Consider the following 17,969-nt stretch of genomic DNA (forward strand, 5'->3'; position numbering starts at 1 on the left):
AATAGAGCTTCGGGTGCGTTAGATCCACGAAGAGCACGCAAGGGGAATTCATCATTCCGAGACTATTCGTCTTTCCGAGACTATTCGTCTTTCCGAGACTATTCGTCTTTCCAAGAATATTCATTTATCTTCCCCTTTACCCCATCTTTTCGCAGGGAGGGGCTTGAAAATGGAAATGTACTTAATAGCGGCCCTGAGCCTGGCGGGCCTGTACATGGCCTGGAACATCGGGGCAAACGACCTGGCAAACGCCATGGGGACGGTTGTCGGGACAGGAGCCCTTTCACTCCGGCAGGTCATAGTCCTGGCTGCCATTTTCGAATTCCTGGGAGCGGTCTTCTTCGGGAAAAGGGTTACCACAACCATCGCAAAAGGGATCGTGCCAATCGACCTGGTAGGCAGCATCGACCCCAATTTAGTCGTTACAGGGATGCTTGCCGCAATCCTGGCCTCCGGGATCTGGGTTACTTTTGCGACCTTCTACAACCTGCCGGTTTCCACCAGCCACGCAACCGTAGGCGGGGTCCTGGGTTTCGGACTTTCCGTTGCTTACCTGGGAATCATCCCTTATTCCGCAATCAACTGGCCTGTCATGCTGCGAATCGTTTTGAGCTGGTTCATCTCTCCCTTGATGGGGGCCGGTCTCGGCTTCACCATATTTGTCCTGATCCGGACCCTGGTCCTGCACAGGGCGGAAGGGGACGTGGAAAAGTACTTCGTCCCCCTTCAGGTCCTTACCGCCTGCTACATCGCCTTTGCCCACGGTTCCAATGACGTCGCAAGCGCCATCGGCCCGATCTCAGCCGCCTTCACGGCCCTGGGGATTATAGGCAAGGAAATCCCGGACTGGATTTTTGTGTTGGGGGGAACGGGAATAGTGCTCGGTCTTGCTACCTGGGGCTACAAGGTAATCGAAACTATCGGCTCGAAGATTACGGAACTTACCCCCTCCAGGGGCTTTTCCGCACAGTTTGCAACAGCCTCCGTGGTGCTTCTCCACAGCTACATCGCCCTTCCGATTTCCACCACCCACATCCTGGTAGGCTCGGTCATAGGGGTCGGGCTTGCAAGAGGACTTTCATCCGTGGATTTAAGTGTGATCTGGAAGATAATATTTTCATGGGTAGTGACTGTCCCCGCGGCAGCAGCGACATCAGCATTCATCTTTCTCGGGCTTAAAGGGGTCGGAATATAATGCCAGGAAAATACCAGCGCACGGTAATCGAGGTTTTCGGGACGCCTCCGTTTATTCCTCTCGAGGAACATGCCGGAAAAGCAAAGACCGCGGCCGGGAAACTGAACGAGGCCGTAGAGGCATACTTTGAAGGAGACATGGAAACGCTCCACGAACTCAGTGTCGAGATAGACAGGATCGAAGAGGAAGCCGACTACATCAAGCAAAAGATCCAGGCAAGCCTCTCGGCTTCCGTAAAGCTCCCGGTGGACCCGAAACACCTCCTTGATTTTCTCACCGAACAGGACAAAATAGTAAACGATGCCCGGAACGCCGCCTACTGGATGGAACTCCGGGAATACGAAGAAATCGCCCCGGAAATAAAAGAGGGCTTCCTGAAACTGGCTTCAAAGACGAAGGAAACCGTTGAAAAATACTATACCCTGATAGAAAAACTGTACAAACTGGTCGAACTCTCCTTCAGCAAGAAGAAAATAAAAGCTGCTTTTGAAATCGTTCCCGAAGTAGACAGGCTCGAACACGAAGTAGACAGGATAGAATCCGAACTCACAAAACACATTTTTGCAGAACAGGAAAAACTTCACGGAGCCGGGGTCTGCCACCTGCTCGAACTCGTGGAAAAGATAGGAGACCTCGCTGACAAGGCCGTAAGCTCAGCCGACGCCCTGCAGACAATGGTAATCCGACGGTAAATCAATAGCTTTACCGGTTTATTGATTTCCGACTTATTTCCAACCCCGTTTAACGTACATTAAACAGAGTTCAACTTGTTTCCAACCCGGTTCTACTTATTTCCAACCCGTTTCAACTTATTTTTAATATTATTAGTGTTAGCGAATAGCCTTCAGAGCACATAATTTAAAAGGATATAGCCTTTAGAGAACGTAGCCTTTAGAGCTCATAGAAAACACTCTTAACACATCTCTTAACAGCGTTTCCATCCGGAACACAACCTGAAAACAGTATAATTTAAAAGTAAGTAGCGTGTTTAGGATACAAAATATTATTAAACTCTAATAATATACTAACCCGAAACCCCGGACAACAATCTGAAAGCGGTCCGAAAAAGACTGGAATCAGATCCGAAAAAGACTGGAATCAGATCCGAAAAAGACTGGAATCAGATCCGAAAAGGATTGGAATAGATCCGGAACAAATCAGAAATTCCACTTATTCAGAATCATCAGAAACAGGAGCAATTTAATGTATCATTTGAAATGTATCGAATGCGGTGCGGAGTATTCAAAGGACGAGGTAATTTACACCTGCAGAAAATGCGACGGACTGCTTGATGTCATTTATGATTATTCTTCAATCAAACTTGATATGGAAAAATTAAAAACAGAGTGCCCTTCCGTCTGGAAGTACGCAAAACTCCTCCCCATAGAAAGGGAACCCGTTACCATTCAGGAAGGCGGGACCCCCCTCTACAAATGCGACCGCCTGGCTGAAAAGATAGGGGTCAAAGAGCTCTACGTAAAGCACGAGGGGATGAACCCCACCGGCTCATTCAAGGACAGGGGCATGACCGTGGGGGTTTCAAAGGCGCTGGAACTCGGGATGGACACCGTCGCCTGCGCATCTACCGGGAACACCTCCGCAGCCCTGGCAATCTATGGGGCAAAAGCAGGCGTCCCGGTTGTCGTGCTGCTCCCGGCAGGAAAGGTCGCTCTCGGGAAGGTCGCCCAGGCTCTCATGCACGGGGCAAAAGTCCTCAGCATCCGTGGGAACTTCGATGACGCCCTTGCTCTTGTGCGTACCCTCTGCTCCCAGGAAAAGATCTACCTCCTGAACTCCATCAACCCCTACAGGCTGGAAGGCCAGAAGACCATCGGGTTCGAGATCGTGGACCAGCTTGGCTTCAAGGTCCCGGACAGAGTGGTCCTGCCGGTAGGAAACGCCGGGAACATTACCGCAATTTACAAGGGCTTTCGGGAGTTCAGGCTGCTCGGCATAACCGATTCGGTTCCGAAAATGACCGGGATCCAGGCCGAAGGCTCCTGCCCGATCGTAAAAGCCATCAAGAGCGGAGCTCCGGCAATCACACCGGAAATGAACCCGGAAACCGTTGCAACGGCCATCAGGATCGGAAACCCCGTAAACGCAACCAAAGCCCTTACCGCTATCAGGGACTCTGACGGCACTGCCGAATCCGTGACCGACGAGGAAATCGTGGAAGCCCAGAAAGACCTTGCCAGGCTCGAAGGCATAGGTGTGGAACCTGCAAGCGCAACCTCGGTTGCCGGCCTTAAGAAACTGGTCGACCTGGGAGTCATCGGAAAAGACGAAACCGTCGTCTGCATAACCACCGGCCACCTCCTCAAGGATCCGGAAGAAGTAATCGAAGTCTGCGAAGACCCTATTGTCGTGGACGCGGATATAGAATCAATCCGGAAAGCCATCTTCGAATAAGAAAATAGCCTTCTTCGGAGAAGGAAAAAATAACCGGTTGAAGAGAAAACATATCCCGAAGATACATATTGAAGAGTATTTAGGTGCCGGAACCGTAAACAGTTGAAAGTTTGGCTGGAAAAAAAGCAAACCTGAAGGCCAGAAAGGCCCGAAAGCCGGCCAAAAGGAAGGAAACTGAAACGGACCCCGGAACTTTCTATATTTTTTCAGTTATCCCGAATTGACTCTTATAAACTGACAGCTATATCCTTTATCAAACGTTCATTGAAATCAAACGTTCTTAAAAATCGAATATTCTTTAAATCAAACGTTCATTAAAATTAAACCTTCTTTCTTATCACAATCATCCAGGGGCGTGAAAGCGAATGGAGCAGGACTACAGACCACAAGAAATAGAAGCGAAATGGCAGAAAAAGTGGAACGAAAGCAGGGTTTTCGAAGCCGAGCCCAATGACCGGGAAAAGTTCTTTATCACCATCCCCTACCCCTACTTGAACGGGAACCTGCATGCAGGACACACCCGGACCTTCACAATCGGGGACGTTGTGGCCCGGCACAAGCGGATGCTCGGATACAATGTGCTCTACCCTATGGGCTTTCATGTGACCGGCACGCCCATTGTAGGGCTGGCGGAACTGATCGCAAGCCGGGACCCCCAAACCATGGACGTCTACGAGCGCCTGCATGGGATTCCGGGAGACATCCTGCCCACCCTGGACACCCCCGAAAAAATCGTGGACTATTTCAAAGTGGAATCCGAGAAAGCAATGCGCATGATCGGCTACTCCATTGACTGGAGGCGCAAGTTCACGACCACGGACGCCACCTACAAGAAGTTTATCGAGTGGCAGTACACCCGCCTGGAAGAAAAAGGGCTGATCGTAAAAGGCTCCCACCCCGTAAAATGGTGCCCGAACGACAACAACCCTGTGGAAGACCACGATATCCTGCACGGGGAAGAAGCTACAATCGTGGACTACACCCTGGTCAAGTTCCGCTACAAAGACCTGGTCCTCCCCTGCGCAACCCTCAGGCCCGAGACCACCTTCGGAGTGACCAACCTCTGGGTAAACCCGAATGTTGACTACGTCAAGGCCAGGGTTGAAAAAGAAGGAATAGTCGAGTACTGGGTTGTAAGCAAGGAAGCCTACCGGAAACTCACCTTCACGGACAGGGAAGTCGAATACGTTGAGGACGTGCCCGCAAAAGACATCATAGGGATCATGCTCACAAACCCGGTCACAGGGGACGAAGTAATCTCCCTGCCCGCCTCATTCGTAAAGCCGGGCAACGGCAGCGGAATTGTCATGAGTGTGCCTGCCCACGCCCCCTTTGACTACCTGGCGCTCCGCGACCTCTACGACGCCGACCTGGGCGAGTTCGGGATCACAAAGGACCTCCGGGAAATCGACCTTATCTCCCTTATCAAGGTCCCGGAATTCGGGGAATTCCCGGCAAAAGAAATCGTGGAAAATATGGGAATCGAGTCCCAGACCGACCCGAAAGCCGAAGAAGCAACAAAGATCGTTTACAGGAGAGAGTTCCACGGTGGGGTCCTGAAAGAAATCACCGGCAAGTACAAGGACTACCCGGTTTCGAAGATCAAGGACGTCCTTACGCAGGATTTCATAGGTAAAAACGTCGGGGAAGTCTTCTACGAATTCAGCGAACCCGTGGTCTGCCGCTGTGGGACCCCCTGTGTTGTGAACATGGTGAAAGGCCAGTGGTTCCTGAACTACTCGAACCCCGGGTGGAAGGCCAAGGTCTACAAATGCCTCAGCCAGATGCGGATCATTCCCACAGAGTACAGGGTCGAGTTCGAGAACAAGGTCGACTGGCTCAAGGACAAAGCCTGCGCCCGCAGGAAAGGCCTGGGTACCCTTCTGCCCTTTGACAAGGAGTGGCTTATCGAGTCTCTGGGTGACTCCACAATATACATGTGCTACTATATTGCCGCCAAGTTTATCGAAAGGGGAGACCTGAAAAAGGAACAGCTCAGCCTGTCTTTCTTTGACTACGTGTTCTTTGGGAAAGGCGATGCAGCCGCAGTTACGGAAGAAACCGGCATAGCCCCTGAAGTCCTTGAAGAAATCCGCCGTGATTTCACTTACTGGTACCCTGTGGACCTCCGCTCCTCCGGGAAAGACCTGGTCCCGAACCACCTGCTCTTCTTCCTCTTCCATCACGTGGCCCTCTTCGACGAGGAACTCTGGCCGAGAGCCCTTGCAGTAAACGGCTTTGTCTCCCTGGAAGGCCAGAAAATGAGCAAGTCCAAAGGTCCGATCCTGACCCTGGAAAGTGCGGTCAGCGAGTATGGGGCCGACATCACCAGGATGTATATCCTCTCCACCGCCGAGCAGACCCAGGATGCGGACTGGCAGACTGCAGGGGTTGACTCCGCCCGCAGGCAGGTGGACCGCTTCTACTACTTTGCAAGGGACCTGATCCGGAGTGAGGAACGCTCAGATATCGGGACCGAACTCAAGCAGATTGACCGCTGGATGCTTTCCAGGATGCAGTACCATATCCGGGAGACAAATATCGCCCTGGACTCCATCCAGACCAGAAACGCAATCCAGAACTCTTTCTTCCTGCTCTTTAACGACCTGCGCTGGTACCAGAGAAGAGGCGGAAAAGCCCTGCTCTACTACGTCCTGGACAACTGGGTCCGCCTGATGGCTCCCTTCACCCCGCACCTCTGCGAGGAAATCTGGGAAGCCATGGGCCATGAAGACCCGATCTCCTTTGCCCAGTACCCCCTCTACAACGAAGACCTCATAGACGAAGGTGCCGAGCTTGCCGAGGAACTGGTCAAAAACACCCTGGGTGACGTCGAAGAGATCATCAGGGTCACCAGGATGAACCCGGAAAAAATCTACCTCTACACCGCCCCTGCCTGGAAGAACGAAGCCGTGAAATGCGCCTGCGAAATGCAGGCAGAAGGCTCCCTGGAAGTAGGCACCCTTATCAAGGCCCTCATGTCCAACCCGGAAATGAAACGTTTCGGCAAGGAAATCCCCAAATTCGTCCAGAAACTCATCCCCGAATTAAAGAGCGGCGGAGCCGAACGTTACGAAGCCGTAGTCGGAATGGAAATGGAAGAAAAAGCTCTCCTCGAAGAAGCCACCGCCTTCCTGGAACACGAAATCGGCTGCCCTGTAGAAGTCCAGAGCGCCGACAACCCCGAATACGACCCCGAAAAGAAGACCAGGTTTGCCGAACCGCTGAGGCCTGCGATTTATATTGAAAAAAAGAAGGAAGAGTAAAGATCAAAGCTGAACCAAATTATTCAGAATAAAAATACGTATCCGGGTAAAATACTAAACCCGGAACCTCTTATTTTTTTGCAGTTTCTTTGGATTTTTGTTTTACCCTACCATCGATTTCTACTTATTGAGATCAAAGCCTGCTGCGGGAAATCAGCTCCGAAAATAAATCCCTGTCATCGGCATCCACCCAGCCTGTAATGTAAAGCACTGCTGCGAACAGAGGTATGGAGAGAACGCTCGGGAATAAGATACCCGTATAAGGCCTTAAGAGGAGAATTAGCAGGGAGATTACAGCTGCACCCGTAAGAGGGGAGACGGCTTCTCGAAATAAACTTTTGTGTAAAAGGTTTTTCCGAATCCAGAACATGCCAAACAGCATTGCCCCTAATTCGGAAAAGACGGTGGCAACGGCAGCTCCGATGTAACTGAGCGAGGGGATTAAAGCCAGGTTTAAAACCACGTTCAGGAATGTAGCCAGAATTGCCATTTTTGAGATTATTTGCTGGTTTCCGCTCGAAACACAGGTGGAACTGACAAGGACATTCACAAACATGAGAGCGGTTGCCCAGATCAGGATTTGCAGTGCAGCTACTGAACTCTGGTATTCAGGCCCGTAAATCGCAAGAATGATTTTCTCCGAACTAAAGGTTACCAGGACAGCAAGCAGCAGGCCTGTGGAAAAAAGGTACTTGAAGGCTTTAGCATATGTAAATCCGAAGGAGTTGAAAGAGTCTTTGAAATATTTAGACATCAGGGGAAAAGTGGAAGTTGTAAATGCCGTGGGTAAAAAAACAAAGGCCTCTGTTAACCGGTAGGCTGCGGAATAAAAACCTACATCGAGATCCCCTTTCAAAAAGGAAAGCATCAGGACGTCGACCCTGAAATATATCACGGAAAAAACCGAGGCTATTGCGACCGGAATTGCCTCTCGTATTATTTTTTTCATTAAATCCGGATCTACATTGAAAGATACGTTTACGAGTTTCTTTGAAAAGACGACCATCAGGAAATTATGCACAAAAGTGGCTGAAACCGAAGCGAAAACAAAAAAAGGCAGTGTTAAATTCCTTGAAATGGCCAGGAAGACAAGGGCAAGGAAGAGGAGTTTACTGACCAGGTTGAAAAATAAGGAGTATTCCATTCTCAATTTTGTCTCGTATATAATCCCGTAGCAACTGGCTCCGCTCAAAAGCAGCCCGAAAGAAGCTATGTACAACACATTTTTCGTGGAAGGGGGAAAATCCAGGAGAGCTATGGCAAAAAAAGCTAAAGCCAGCGCAGCCAGCGAAAGGGAGACCTTGAGAATTGTCCCGTTGCCAATAAGTTTCCCCGCCTCCCGGGGTTCCCTTGCGGCTTCCCTGACGAGGATTTTATGAATCCCCAGGTCCGGGATAAAGCTGAAAAAGTAGATGAAAGCAAAGGCAAAAGAAAATTTTCCGAAGTCTTCCGGACCCAGATAACGGGCAATGTAGAGCAAAGCAACAAAACCGAGTAATTTCGTCGCTATGCCGCTAAAAAACAAATATCCACTATTTTTGGCAAGCCTCTTGATCGTGCTCATAAAAATATCTGAAAAGGTTACACAATCCAAAAATATAACTCTATTGCTAGTGGACTCTCCCTCCCGACATCCTTCGGGATCGAGGAAGGAGATTCCCGCCTGAAAGTTAAAATTGAATAAAGCCCGGGACCGGATGTTAAGTTTGCAAAAACTCCTAACAGATAAGGAATTTTCAGAGCAAATCCGACCTTATAAATCAATCAAACAATCAAACTACCAATCAATCAAACTACCAATCAATCAAACTACCAATCAATCAATCAATCAATCAAACTCGAAATTGCACCTGATCCCCTCAGGGTCAAAACAAAGGTTGCAGGACACGCAGCGCGCCTTTTCCACTTCCCCGGACCTGAGCTTCGGGATAAGGTCGGGTTCGCTGATAAAGGTCCGGCTCATGGATATGAGGTCAGCACAGCCGTCTTTGACCAGGCACTTCATGACCGAAAGGGACCGGATGCCCCCTACCAGAATTACGGGGATGTCCACGGCTTCTTTTATCATTTTAGAATAATTCTTGAAATAGGCCTCTTTGGCAGGGGAATTGATCGCGGTCCGGATGGTCACCCCACCAGCTTCACCGATCCCGCCGCTGACCTCGATTGCACAGACCCCAGCCTTTTCAAGGAGTTTTGCAACCTCCACAGACTCCGGAGCATTAAGCCCCAGGCCTGCCTTTGACGAACCTGAACGAAAACCGTCCGTAGCATTCAGCTTCACAAGAATGGGAAAATCCTCCCCCAAGTCTTCCTTTATCCTTCTTACAATCTCCGTGATGATCCGAGTCCGGTTTTCCGTGGAACCGCCCCAGCGGTCTTCCCGCCTGTTCGTGTAGGGGGAGATGAAGTTGCTGAGCAGAAAGCCATGGGCACAGTGGAGCTGCACCCCGTCAAAACCCGCCTTTTTTGCCCTGACCGCAGCCCGGGTGAAAGCTTCGATCATCTCGAGGATTTCCGAATCGGTCATCTCCCTTGGCAGCACCGAAGAATGCCCGTTCTTGACCGGGGAAGGAGCAATCGGGACAGGGTGCTCCCTGGAAACGGTAGCCTGCCTCCCCCCGTGAACGATCTGGAGCACGATCTTGCTTTTGTAGCAGTGCACGCGCTCAGTAATTTGCCTGTACGGTTCGATGAAGCGGTCGTCGTAGATACCCTGCTGGAGGGGGTCGCTTTCTCCTCCCGGTAGCACGTACGAATAACCGGTAACAATCAGTCCCACTTCGTTTTTTGCAAGCTCCTCGTAGAGTTCCCCGAGCCTTTCGGTTGGCGTCCCGTCCTCTTCGGCCATGAACTCCTGGGTCGCAGACCTGACAAAACGGTTCTGTAGCTCCATATTACAGACTGTGATCGGATCAAAAATCATGGAAGGAGATAGGAAAGGGCAGGGTATATAATTTTCCCGGAATCCGTAAGGAAATAACAGTAATTTCCTAAAATAAGGGAGAATTCAGCCTCAATTTATTTTATAGACAGGGATAATAGTGATTGAACCCTAATATTGCTTGAATAGTAAATAACGGGAAAACAATAAGGGGGTAAGGTATATTCCTGAAACAAAATATTTCGTGTACACAATGCTTTTAATCCTCTGTGCATCCCTGTCCTTCGGATGCACGTCCCCGGAAACGGAAACACCGAATGAAACAGAAGCACCACCTGAAACCGAAATGCCAGCTGAAACCGAAACACCGGTTGAAACTGAACAGGAACCGGTTTCAGAAGCCGAAACCGAAACACCAGCTGAAACTCCGGAAGCCGAAGCCGCACCCGAGCCTACGGGAGAAGAGATCCGGGCTTATGTGACGGAGGAAAACAACTACAAAAACTGGGAGCTCTGGCCAGGTACCGGAGAGCTTGAGCCGGGAAAAGGCCCGCACGGAGATCAAATCACCATCTATGTCTCGGACAGCGCTCTTTCAGCTATAGATGAAAAAGCCGGCGTTATGCCTGAGGGCAGCACGGTTTTAAAAGAAGGATATGACTCCGACGGAGAACTGATAGTAGTTGTGGTGATGCATAAGGTCGAAGGCTTTGATCCGGCATACAACGACTGGTTCTGGCTGGAGTATGACGCAGAAGGAGAAATAATAGCAGAGGGCAGGGTTCTAGGCTGCCAGAACTGCCATGCAAGACAGGCAAACAATGACTATCTGTTCACAGGAGATCTCGGGTAACTGCAACGTGAAAATAAGGAAAAATAAGGGAAAAAAGATCTAAAACTGGAAATGCATAAGAAGGGAGTTTGAAAGGGAAATTTGCTTTTATTAAATAGCCTCTTCAAATCCCCTCTTCAAATTCCCCGTACCTTTTTTCATCAACAGCTTCCTGCATCCTCTCGTTCTCCACCTTTACCGCAAAGAGGGCTGCAAAGAGCAGGATATAAGCTATAAAATTCACTGCCAGGGTCAACTGCAGGGCAGTCCCTTCAAGCCCGCTGCCCCCGCTTCCTCCGCTGTTGCCTCCGAACATAAGGGGATGGGCCGAGCGCCAGAGCCGGATCGAAAGGAAGCTCAGGGGTACGGATACAAAGCCCACTATCCCAAAAACGGCAGCTAGACGCGCTCTTTTTTCGGGCTCTTCCAGGGACTTCCGGAGCATGAGGTAGGAGAGGTAGACCAGGAAAAGGACCAGGGAAGTCGTCAGCCTGAGGTCCCAGATCCAGTACCATCCCCAGGCGTCCTTTGCCCAGATGGAGCCGGTGACCAGGACAAGGAAAGAGAAAAGGGCTCCTATCTCGGCAGCCGAACGGGCATAGATGTCCCACTTGAGGGCCTTTTCCCGTAGATAGAACACACTTGCAACAAACACAACGACAAAAGCCAGGTAGGCAGTAATGGCTATTGGCATGTGGAAGAAGAAGATCCTGAAGCTTCCGCTCAGGACTGCCCCTGATTCATCCCTTATGGGGGGCAGGTAAAAGAAGATCATGTAGACTGCAAGAAGCATTACACCGGCAGCTAAAGCCGCCAGCACTCCGGTTTTTCTGGAATTTGCTGCCATTGTATTTCACGTGACCAGGTAATTGGGATAATTAATCTGAAGAATAAATGTATTAATATATAAATATAATTAACCAGTAGAATATAAATAGTTATTTTTTAAAGGTTGACCTGCTACTATAATCATTTCACATTATTTATTATTGATTCGTTTTTGACCGGTTCGGGTTTGAACTTCCACCTTAACTCCAAACAAGCTTTTCAGTCCGAAATCGCGTACTCGAAAACCAGGTGGGAAATCGCAAAGAAAATGAGGTCATAGACCGCAAGCAGCCTGAGTTCGGAAGATATGCCGGAAAGGCCGTTTCCTGCAAGGACGCCCGCTGTTGCCTCCACCCCGGGGATGAGCACCGGAAGGAGCACCGGAAGGAGCAGGACAGGCAGGAGAAGTTCCCGGGTGCGGGTGCTGAGGGTCAGGGCAGAAAGCAGGGTCCCGACAACGATAAAGCCCAGAGTCCCGAGCAGGAGGACCAACCCGAGCAGCAGCAGGGTGCCGGAGTCCAGGCTGTAGTTGAAGAGCACGACAAAGAAAGGAAGGATTACGATTTCCATGAGGAAAACGATTACCAGGTTCGAAAAGACCTTCCCGGTATAGATTGTACTCCTGTCAACAGGGCAGAGTTTGAGAGCTTCAAGGCAACCGTTTTCACTTTCCATCACAAAGGTCCGGGAAAGCCCCAGCATGCCTGCAAAGGTGAACGCAACCCAGAGCACACCCGGGGCAAGCTTTTCCACCTTAGAGCTGTCCCCCAGGAAATCCCCGAAGGAAATGCTGAATACCACGAGCACGACCAGGGAAAAAATAAGCATTGAGTTGAACATCTGCTTGGTCCGGAACTCGGCTTTCAGGTCTTTTGCGGCAATGTAAAGGCTCCGGATCATATTTTTAAATCTCCTGTCATATTCCTGTTTTATTCAACTTTATTCAACTTAACGGATTATTCAACTTAAAGGGTCAGAACTAACTGTTCAGGCCAGCAGGGGAGCACATGTCTCCTTAAACTCCGAAAACCCTGAGAAATCTCCTTTAAGCCCGTCATAAACAATTCTGCCGGCTTTAATGACAAGTATCCTGTCGCAGAGGGCAAAGCCTCTTTCAAGGTCGTGGGATACCATTATTTTACTACTTGCTTCAAAAGCGGGGCTTTTAAGGATATGCTCGAAGACTGATGAGGCTTTTGGGTCCAGGCCCGTGTACGGCTCGTCCAGAATGAGAAGGGAGGGTTCGTTGATCAAAGCTCTTGCGATGGAAAGGCGCTGTTTCATGCCCCTGGAAAAGGTGCTGACCCGCTCATCGGCCCTTGTTTCGAGCCCCACCTCATTTAAGAGGTACTCGGATCTTATTTCGAGTTCCTGCTTCCCTAGCCCGTACATCTTTCCGAAAAAGAAGAGATTTTCTTCTGCGGTCAGGTCACCGTATAAATAGGATTCGTGGGAAAGCATACCGATTTCTTTCCGGACTTTTTCCGGTTCCTCGGCCGAGTCAAACCCGTTTATTATAAGCGAACCTTCACCGGGTTCGATAAGGGTTGCGATCAGTTTTAAAAGAGTGGTCTTGCCGGCTCCGTTGGGGCCGAAAATAACCGTAAATTCGCCTTTTTTCAGGTCGAGGTCCAGGTTTTTCAGGATAGGGTTTTTCCCGAAGGTTTTTGATAGATTCCGTATTGAGACCGCGTTTTCCATTCGGAACTACTTTAGGAATCAATCTAAATTAATCTTTTTATATGGTTTTTTATATGGATTTTTATATGGTTTTTTCATAAATCCACAGGCTCACAGCTAACCGCCTGCAAACATGCCTGCAAACATGCCTGTGAACATGCCTGCAACCCACGTAAAACTGACACTTTAAACTTATACATACGTCAAACTACAGGCTTATTCAAATCCTCCAGCGCATCTCACTTTTTCAGGCTGTGGATAATCTGCTTCAGGAACCCTTTCTTTTCAAAGTACTGCTGGTGGTAGTCTTCGGCAAGGTAGAAACCGGAAGCCGGGACGATCTCGGTTACGACCGGATTTTTGAATTCCCCTGACTTTTCCAGCAGCTCTTTCGAGGCGAAAGCTGTGGCTTTTTGATCCTCGCTATGGTAAAAGATAGCTGAGCGGTACTGGAACCCGACATCCGGCCCCTGTCGGTTTTCCGTTGTAGGGTCATGAATCTTCCAGAAGATATTCAGCAGCGTCTCATAGGAAACAACCGCCGGGTCAAAGATTATGCGCACAGCTTCTGCATGTCCGGTCCTGTCGGTGCAGACGTCCTCATAAGAAGGATTTTCAGTGTGCCCGCCGGTATACCCAACAGCCGTTGCGACCACTCCTTTGACCTGCCGGAAAGCCGCCTCAACACCCCAGAAGCAGCCTGCGGCAAAAGTGGCTTTTTGCAGGGGACCCCCCGGTTTTTCAAAATAGTCAGGACTATGTTCACTCTTTTCTTTTTCAGACATTTTACTCCCCCCTCATCGGATTTTTGGGAAAATCAGGCCTTTCCGTATTTCCCGACCAGTTCCCCTTCCGCAAGGATATGCCCTATCATTGCGTTCTCTACATCTTTCCTTCCGGCTCCGGCTTTTATTTCTAGCTTTTTGTCAAGGGCATAGACCCTGAAGAAATACCTGTGGGTGCCGGAAGGAGGGCAGGGACCTCCATACCCTATTTTCCTGAAATCATTCATCCCCTCAACTCCGGGGATGCTGTCTTCTTCAATTCCCGCAACGGGTTCGATATCCCAGATTACCCAGTGTGTAAAGGTGCCCATTGGCGCATCCGGGTCGTCCATGATAAGCACAAGGCTTTTCGCCTCTTCGGGTATCCCCTCGAATCCGAGCGAGGGATTGACGTTTTCCCCGTTGCAGGTATACTTTTTGGGGATCATGCCTTTCGGTTCGAATGCATCACTAAAAACCCTGATATCCCGGATGTTCACATTCTCATCCCCTTCGGAATCCTGAAATTCCCGCTTTTCATCTTGCTCACCTGTCCCTTCTTTTTCCGTACATCCCGACAGCACAAGCAATGCCGCCAGCAGGAAAACCAAAAAGATTGTCCCGGCCTTTCTGTCCATATACTGCACCGATTCCTGAACTGGTTCGAAAATTCATGCCGGAATCCCACTTTCCGGAATTCCCCTGTACACTCTGTAATTGATCCAAAAATTGTTTTGTAACTCTAAATCTGAAACCTAATTATTACTCTGGTAACTTTACTGCTTCACTTCAACACTTTAATATTAAGACTGAAGAGATATTAATTTTAGGGATGTTTGCAAGTTAAAGGTTTTTCAGGCACTAATTTCAGGCACTAATTTTCAGTTAATATCCAGTTAATATCCAGTTAATAATCCAGTTAATAATCCGGTTAATTTTTAGACATTAAGGCCCTGAACCAGGGTTTTACACCGGGACTTCGGTGAAAGGTCCTTAAGTTCAAGGTCCTCAAAGCAGTAATTCCATAACCTCCGGTAATTAAAGCCAGAACGGCGAGGCAGGAGATAATGGAATGTCAGTGAAACGGCCTCTTATCGAGGCTGCTTCCCAAAGTGCGAAAACGGATTCCTGTAATTTTCGGAAAACAAAAATCAGTCTTCGACATCAAGAGACTGGATAATATCGTGGACTGTCAGTTCGCCTTTACCCACGCGCCGGACCAGTGGATAGATGTAAGCACAATCGTCCATTGCAGCCCAGCGGGCTTCCCCAACCTGCCTGATGACCTCATTCATGATTTCGCCGCATTTATCGCAGTATCTTGCGTCACTTTCTGCTTCACAAATTTCACATTTCATAGAAAATACCCAATAATCTATGGGGCAGTTGAAAATAAATAAATTTTGGTGATGCATGATCAAGTTCACACAGTTATGATATAAGAAGGAAAATAAAAATAGTAGCCCTGAGAAGGGTAAAGGATCAAAAATCTAAAAAATAAGGATGTAGCGACCTATAATGCCAAAGAATCAGCCGAAAAAGCCTCTCTGCGTCACCTTGAATATATAAATATACAGTCCCTGGTGGCCCCGAAAATTTACCTTTCGAAAATCTACTTGCTGGCAAAGAACATATACTGCTGACCAGACAAACATTTACCTAATAGTTAAGGACACAGTCTATTGACCCTGAAAACTTCCCTTAGCCAGAGCATAGTTCGCTACAGGTCTTCCTTTTCCCATCGATACCGGAAAAGAATCAAAGGGTATTGGCTATAATAGTTTCAATTTCTTCGACCCCGGAACTCTCAATCACTATTTCCTCCCTGTTCCGGACCCCGAGCCCCAGTTCCACTGCCCTTTTAATCTGCGGCTGGGCCCAGACAGAACTTTCCTGGATTTCCGGCATGGTGCCGAGCGTCTTGAGGAGGGCCAGGCCCACCACGTCATTGGCTATCACGTCGGGGCTTGCGATGATGAGGCCCGGCTCCTTCAGGGTCCCGACGTTAGGGCCCTCGGTGACGAAACATTTAGTGGCATCGGAAATGTAGAAATCGGGTTTGAAGACAAGGTTTGTCTCTGCGATCATTTTCCCGAAAAGAAGGTCCCTGTGCTTTCCATGGGGAAGCCGCATCCTGTCCCGGTCTGCGGTTATACTGATCTGAGACTTCAGCCCCATGGTAAAGGTTGCCGTCCAATGGGTCTTGATCACGGGAAGGGCGATCATATAATCAACCGAAGCCAGCATTTCGGGCACGTAAAATCCCAGGGGCCAGGAAGAAGCCCCGTCAGGTTTCATGTGCCAGCGTTTCATGTGGTCAAAAGTAAGGACCTCGTCCACTCCTTCGGACTCCGCAACCTGCCAGAGCCCCAGCTTCTTCATTACCTTTTCCGTGTCCAGTGAGGTCATGGATTTTTCCGCGACGATGATTTTGTCGGGATTGTATTTCCGAACCTCCCGAATAGCCCCCCTCAGGACTTCCGGACTTGTGGACCCGGGGGGAAGGTCTCCTGTATTAGCATTGGGCCGGATAAGCACCGTGGAACCCTTCCGGACCCCTAGCCCTCCTGCCAGTTCCACGGCAACTTTTACGGATTTCAGGGTATCTTCATGTCTTGAAACTCCAACAAACACCATAATCACTCCCATAGACTAATTGGGGCCTCAGATATATAAAAATCAGGATAAAAAAGATACATGAAAATCAAAGTCCGAAAAGCCAGAGCTATCCGACCCGGGGTTTCCGGGTTCGGCTTTCCCTGTCCCAGGGATTTAATTGAAAAATACTGGAACAGCTTACTGGAACAGCTTACTGGAACAGCTTACTGGAACAGCTTACTGGAACAGCTTACTGGAACAGCTTACTGGCGCAGCTTACATTCGCACATATCGATAAGCGCCCCTTCTCCAATCCGCGATCCGCGGGCGATCAGCAGGTCTCCGGCCTGTATCACGGTATTGCCCTTCGGGGCATAGACCCAGCGTTCTTCCCGTTTGATTGCCATCACATGCAGCCCGGTTTCAGTTTCGAGATTCAGTTCGGAGAAAGTCTTGCCCACAATAGGAGAACATTTTTCCACCTTCAGCCGGGTGATAACCTCTTCGGAGTTCCGGACGGCAAGGGTTATGACCGGATGAAGTTCAATGTCCCTGAGCACTGTATCGGCAATCCCGTAGGCTGCATCGGAAATCGCCTCGGAGGCACTTGCCAGGTGCAGGATTCCCCGGAGCTGGTTTACGTCCTCGACATGCTTTGCAGTCTCAAGGACCCAGTGCTGGAGTTCATACTTCATGGAGTCCATTTCCGATTCAAGGGCACTGACTTCGTATGCTATGTCTTCGTTGTCAAAGAGAATAGCAGAGTATGCGAGCCCTACCGAAAGTTCGGACATGTTTTTCATGTCCACAATGATGTCTACGGCATGCTCGAGATCTTTCAGGACGATATTATGCTCGATCTCCTTCGGGACAAATTCCCTGGTAGTTGCCATCTCGAAGAAAAGGGGAACTCCTTCGTCATGCCCCCTTGCGATGAGCACGTCATCCTGGCGGATCCGGGTTTCCTTGTCAGGGTCATAAATCCAGTCTTCACTTCTCCGGATTGCGATCACCCACATCCCGGTTTCAAGGTCCAGCTCAAGATCGCCCAGAGTCCGGCCGGCCATGGGGGATTCTTCAGCCACGGTTGCCCGCACAACAGTCTCTTCGGCTTCGCGCAGGGCGACCTTCAGTTCCATGGGGATGCCCATGTTCATGAGGACAATCTTGGCAATATCGCCTGCAGCATTTGAAATGTTTTCCGAGGAGGCGGCAACCTTTAAAACTCCCAGGAGTTCTTCGGCTTCGTCAACCCGGCGCGTGCTCAGCATCGCAGCCATCTTCATGTGGTAATCAAGAGTGTCCATTTTATCTTCGAGATGGAGCACCTCTTCCGCAATGTCTTCATCATCGTAGATCATTGCAGAGTATGCAAGGTCCACCATGAGTTCGGAGGTATCCTTCATCTCAGTCAACAAATCTAAGATATTCCTGGGAGTGTGCCTGAATTCTTTCGGGAACATGGTCTCTGTATCAACTCTACACAATTGTTGGTGTGTACTGTATTTAC

The 17,969-nt window shown here is 49.4% G+C and carries 15 protein-coding genes; 5 read left to right on the top strand and 10 right to left on the bottom strand.

Annotated features, from left to right (window positions below):
- Positions 1 to 169 precede the first annotated feature (169 nt).
- The 4 genes from ACSAZK_RS04345 to leuS all read left to right on the top strand — a co-directional run bounded on the left by ACSAZK_RS04345 (position 170) and on the right by leuS (position 6,873).
- Positions 170 to 1,195: an inorganic phosphate transporter gene (locus tag ACSAZK_RS04345; protein ID WP_440956179.1), complete on the top strand. Its 1,026-nt coding sequence runs from the start codon at positions 170 to 172 to the stop codon at positions 1,193 to 1,195.
- Positions 1,195 to 1,887, top strand: coding sequence for a TIGR00153 family protein (locus ACSAZK_RS04350; protein ID WP_440956180.1), 693 nt, complete (start codon positions 1,195 to 1,197; stop codon positions 1,885 to 1,887). The genes ACSAZK_RS04345 and ACSAZK_RS04350 overlap by 1 nt, the downstream gene beginning before the upstream one ends.
- A 511-nt stretch (positions 1,888 to 2,398) precedes the next feature.
- The gene (thrC, locus tag ACSAZK_RS04355; RefSeq protein ID WP_440956181.1) at positions 2,399 to 3,607 is read left to right on the top strand and encodes a threonine synthase; all 1,209 of its coding nucleotides are present in this window, start codon (positions 2,399 to 2,401) and stop codon (positions 3,605 to 3,607) included.
- Positions 3,608 to 3,972: 365 nt separating this feature from the next.
- Entirely contained in the window at positions 3,973 to 6,873 is a 2,901-nt protein-coding gene (leuS, locus tag ACSAZK_RS04360) for a leucine--tRNA ligase (protein WP_440956182.1), read from the top strand.
- 133 nt (positions 6,874 to 7,006) lie between these two features.
- Here leuS and ACSAZK_RS04365 read toward each other — a convergent pair whose 3' ends face one another.
- Both ACSAZK_RS04365 and ACSAZK_RS04370 read right to left on the bottom strand, forming a co-directional pair.
- On the bottom strand, positions 7,007 to 8,437 hold the full coding sequence (locus tag ACSAZK_RS04365) for a flippase (protein ID WP_440956183.1): 1,431 nt from the start codon (positions 8,435 to 8,437) through the stop codon (positions 7,007 to 7,009).
- A gap of 264 nt (positions 8,438 to 8,701) precedes the next feature.
- A complete protein-coding gene (locus ACSAZK_RS04370) occupies positions 8,702 to 9,799 on the bottom strand; it encodes an NADH:flavin oxidoreductase (RefSeq protein WP_440956184.1) in 1,098 nt (365 codons plus the stop codon).
- A 304-nt stretch (positions 9,800 to 10,103) separates the two neighbouring features.
- Here ACSAZK_RS04370 and ACSAZK_RS04375 point away from each other — a divergent pair, with 304 nt between their 5' ends.
- A complete protein-coding gene (locus ACSAZK_RS04375; RefSeq protein ID WP_440956185.1) occupies positions 10,104 to 10,610 on the top strand; it encodes a cytochrome P460 family protein in 507 nt (168 codons plus the stop codon).
- A gap of 103 nt (positions 10,611 to 10,713) precedes the next feature.
- Here the strand turns inward: ACSAZK_RS04375 and ACSAZK_RS04380 are convergent, their stop codons facing one another.
- The 8 genes from ACSAZK_RS04380 to ACSAZK_RS04415 all read right to left on the bottom strand — a co-directional run bounded on the left by ACSAZK_RS04380 (position 10,714) and on the right by ACSAZK_RS04415 (position 17,922).
- Positions 10,714 to 11,436, bottom strand: coding sequence for a cytochrome c biogenesis protein (locus ACSAZK_RS04380; protein ID WP_440956186.1), 723 nt, complete (start codon positions 11,434 to 11,436; stop codon positions 10,714 to 10,716).
- A 200-nt stretch (positions 11,437 to 11,636) separates the two neighbouring features.
- Positions 11,637 to 12,317, bottom strand: a complete 681-nt coding sequence (locus tag ACSAZK_RS04385) for a heme exporter protein CcmB (protein ID WP_440956187.1) — start codon at positions 12,315 to 12,317, stop codon at positions 11,637 to 11,639.
- 87 nt (positions 12,318 to 12,404) lie between these two features.
- Positions 12,405 to 13,118 carry an ABC transporter ATP-binding protein gene (locus ACSAZK_RS04390; protein ID WP_440956188.1) on the bottom strand — a complete coding sequence of 238 codons (714 nt, stop codon included), beginning with the start codon at positions 13,116 to 13,118 and terminating at the stop codon, positions 12,405 to 12,407.
- Between the two features lie 218 nt (positions 13,119 to 13,336).
- Positions 13,337 to 13,882: a peptide-methionine (S)-S-oxide reductase MsrA gene (gene msrA, locus ACSAZK_RS04395; protein WP_440956189.1), complete on the bottom strand. Its 546-nt coding sequence runs from the start codon at positions 13,880 to 13,882 to the stop codon at positions 13,337 to 13,339.
- Positions 13,883 to 13,914: 32 nt separating this feature from the next.
- Positions 13,915 to 14,499, bottom strand: a complete 585-nt coding sequence (locus ACSAZK_RS04400; RefSeq protein ID WP_440956190.1) for a YbhB/YbcL family Raf kinase inhibitor-like protein — start codon at positions 14,497 to 14,499, stop codon at positions 13,915 to 13,917.
- 513 nt (positions 14,500 to 15,012) lie between these two features.
- Entirely contained in the window at positions 15,013 to 15,219 is a 207-nt protein-coding gene (locus ACSAZK_RS04405) for a hypothetical protein (RefSeq protein ID WP_440956191.1), read from the bottom strand.
- 400 nt (positions 15,220 to 15,619) lie between these two features.
- Positions 15,620 to 16,498, bottom strand: coding sequence for a DUF362 domain-containing protein (locus tag ACSAZK_RS04410; protein ID WP_440956192.1), 879 nt, complete (start codon positions 16,496 to 16,498; stop codon positions 15,620 to 15,622).
- A 224-nt stretch (positions 16,499 to 16,722) separates the two neighbouring features.
- Positions 16,723 to 17,922, bottom strand: coding sequence for a potassium channel family protein (locus ACSAZK_RS04415; protein ID WP_440956193.1), 1,200 nt, complete (start codon positions 17,920 to 17,922; stop codon positions 16,723 to 16,725).
- Positions 17,923 to 17,969: the final 47 nt, after the last annotated feature.

Source organism: Methanosarcina sediminis (assembly GCF_052056915.1).
Taxonomy (GTDB): Archaea; Halobacteriota; Methanosarcinia; order Methanosarcinales; family Methanosarcinaceae; genus MTP4.